General features: G+C 64.7%; 2 protein-coding genes. Both read right to left on the minus strand.

Translation table 11 applies throughout. The features are described from left to right. Window positions 1–384: 384 nt before the first annotated feature. Window positions 385–1,782, minus strand: a complete 1,398-nt coding sequence (locus ACIRA7_RS16000; protein ID WP_396221834.1) for an NADH-quinone oxidoreductase subunit N — start codon at window positions 1,780–1,782, stop codon at window positions 385–387. Continuing rightward, a complete protein-coding gene (locus tag ACIRA7_RS16005) occupies window positions 1,779–3,356 on the minus strand; it encodes a NuoM family protein (RefSeq protein WP_396221835.1) in 1,578 nt (525 codons plus the stop codon). Before ACIRA7_RS16005 ends, ACIRA7_RS16000 begins: the two co-directional genes overlap by 4 nt. Window positions 3,357–3,399 lie beyond the last annotated feature (43 nt).

Consider the following 3,399-nt stretch of genomic DNA (forward strand, 5'->3'; position numbering starts at 1 on the left):
ACGGAAACAACGCGGATTGGCGGTGTGCTCATCCAGAGATCGTGCCGGTCGACCATCAATGCTTTTGTTTATCCGTGTGGGTTCCGCGCGATCCGCGGTCTCCGTGTTCTGGCTGTTTCGGGGCTTGCCGACCGATGGGTGCGCGGCGGGAGATCGCTAACGGCCAGAACACGGAGACCGCGGATTACACGGAAACAACACGGATAAGCGGTGTGTGTGTCCAAGGCCGGTGCCTATCGACCATCGAGGCTTTGGCTTATCCGTGTGGGTTCCGCGCGATCCGCGGTCTCTGTGTTCTGGCTGTTTGAACGCCCGTTGCATCACAACGAGAAAGGCCAGCGCACACGCCGCGCTGGCCTCTCGATCCTGCGACACCGCAGCCGCCTACATCCGAGCCAGCACCCACCCCGGCAATACCGCCAGCGCCAGCGTGCCCATCAGGCACAGCACACCTGCCGCGCGCGCCATGCTATCGGCGCGCTGCTCGGTCGGCGCGGCCTCACCAGCGGTCATGAACAGCAGCTGGATCACGCGCAGGTAGAAGTAGATGCCGAGGTAGCTGCCCACGAGGCCGAGCACGGCGTAGGTGGTGTAGCCCGCCGCCACGACGTTCTTGAAGATCAGGAACTTGGCCGCGAAGCCCGGGAAGGGCGGCAGGCCGGCCAGCGAGAGCATCGCGATGGCGATCATCACCGCCGCGAACGGATTGCGATGATACAGCCCCTTGAGCGCGTCGAGCGAATCACGCTGCTCGTCGTCGGTATTCTGCGGCATGACGGCGAACGCCAGCAGATTCACCACCGAGTACGCCACCACGTAGAACAACACCGCCTGCATGCGCCCCTCGGCGTTGCCAAGGAAGGCGTAGAACAAGTAGCCGGCGTGGGCGATGGACGAATACGCGATCATGCGGCGGAAGCTCTGTTGCTTGATCGCCGCCAGGTTACCCCACACGATCGACACCAGCGGGAGCACGAGCAGCAGATCGACCAGCGGTCCCGATGCTGTCGCCCCACTGAACAGGCGCACCGAAGCCAACAGCACCGCACCCTTGGTGAGCGTGGCCATGTAGGCCGTGACCGGGATGCTGGCCCCTTCGTAGGTGTCGGGCGCCCAGGCGTGGAACGGCACCACCGCTGCCTTGAGGAACAGGGCCAGCAGCACCAGCACCACCGCCGCGCGCGTCATGACATCGCCCGAGGCCAACGCCGGACCGAAGGCATCCACGCTCATCGAGCCCGTGGCGCCGTACAGCAGCGACACGCCCATCAGGAATGTGGCCGACGCGGCGCCGCTGAGTACCAAGTACTTGAAGGCGGATTCGGCGCTCTGTGGGCGACGGAAGGCCAACAGTACCAGCGCATACACCGGCATGGCCAGCAACTCGAGCCCCAGGAACATCACCAGGAAGCTGTCCGACGACGGCAACAGGCACAGACCGTACAGCGACGAGAGCAGCAGAATGGAAAACTCGCCGTCGCTGAACTCGGTGCGCGACATCAGCAGCACCGGCACTGCGAGCGCCAGCAGCGCGCCCTTGGCCATCAGCACGGCCGGCGTGACTGAGAACTGGCCGGCAAACGGAGACGCGGCGTATTGCGCGTTCGACAGCCAGAATGCCGCCGCCGCCGACGCAATCACCGCGCCCAGCGCCACCCATAACGCCGATCGCGACCCGCGGCCCAGCACTTCCATCACGATCACCAGCACGATGCCGCCCAGCAGGAGATGCTCGGGGAGCATCGCCATCAGCGCGTCTTGCGCATTCATCGCGGGGTTCACGGCGTCACCCCCGCAGAACCAGCGTCAGACGCCCGCGATGTGGTCACCAGCGACTGGTACGTCTTGGCTGCCTGTTCGGTCTTCTGCAAGGCGCCGTCCGGGAAGAGGCCCAGCGCGAACACGGCGATGGTAAGCAGGCCAAGGATGCTCTTTTCACGCAGCGACAGATCGACCAACGGATGGTCCGGCGAATGGTGCGGCGCCTTCGCCGCGCCGAACAGGAACGTGAGGGCGAAGCGCAGCATGTACATGGCGCCCAGCACCACGCCCGTGACCGCCAGTGACGCGAGCACCAGCGGTAGGTTGTTGCCGTCGAGATGGGCCGGCCACGCCGCCGTGAACGCACCCATGAGCGCGAGGAACTCACCGGTGAAGCCACTGGTGGTGGGGAGTCCCACCGAGGCCAGCGTGAAGATCATGAAGAACACCGAGTACACCGGCAGCAGGCGGGCCAGGCCTCCATACGCCGCGAGATCACGCGTATGGCAGCGATCGTAGATCATGCCGACCAGCAGGAACAGGCCGGCCGCCACGAGTCCGTGGCTGACCATCTGAATGACCGCGCCCTGGATACCCACCAGCTCGAGACTGAGCAGCCCCAGCATCACGTAACCCAGGTGACTGATCGACGAGTACGCGATGATCTTCTTGATGTCGGTCTGCACGAGCGCGAGGCAGGCTCCGTACACGATGCTGACGACGGCCAGCGTCATCAGGAGCGGCGTGAAGGCGCGCGCGGCGTCGGGAAACAGCGGGAAGCCGAGCTTCATGAACCCGTAGGTGCCCATCTTGAGCAGCACACCGGCCAGAATCACCGAGCCCGCCGTGGGCGCTTCCACGTGGGCGTCGGGAAGCCACGTGTGCAGCGGCACCATCGGCACCTTGATCGCGAACGACAGCGCGAAGGCGCCCAGCAGGATCGTCTGCACCGACAGCGGCAGCTGCGTCTGATACAAGTCGGCGAACGCGAACGACATCACGCCGCTGCTCTGCTGCATGGACTGCACGAGGTAGATCACCGCGGCCAGCATCAGAATGCTGCCGAACGCCGTGTACAACACGAACTTGAGCGTCGCGTACACGCGTCGCGCGCCGCCCCACATACCGATGATCAGGAACATCGGGATCAGCATCGCTTCCCAGAACAGATAGAACAGGAAGAGATCCTGGGCTACGAGGGCGCCGATCATGGCGAACTGCAGCAGCAGGACCATGACGAAAAAGAGGGGTACGTCCTTTTTGATCGACGTCCATGCCCCCAGCACCACGATCGGCCCCAGGAACGCCGTGAGCAGCACGAGCAGCAGGTTGAAGCCGTCGAGCCCGATCAGGTACGACACGCCCCACTGGGCGATCCATGGCAGCTGGGTGGCGAACTGCAGCCCGGCGACGGTGGCGTCGAACTGGAGATACAGCACGGTCGCCAGCGCGAACTGCACCGTCATCACCGCCGCCGCGATCGTACGCGCCAACCCGTCGTTCGTACGCGCCAACAGCAGCACCAGCCCCACGCCCACGATCGGCAGCCACAACACGAGATTCAGCAGCATCGGTCCCATCGTGAACTCAGACATGACGCCAGCTCCAGAGCAAAGCGCCCACGATGCCGACCGTGAT

Origin of the sequence: Gemmatimonas sp. (genome assembly GCF_044376735.1) — a bacterium.
GTDB lineage: Bacteria > Gemmatimonadota > Gemmatimonadetes > Gemmatimonadales > Gemmatimonadaceae > Gemmatimonas.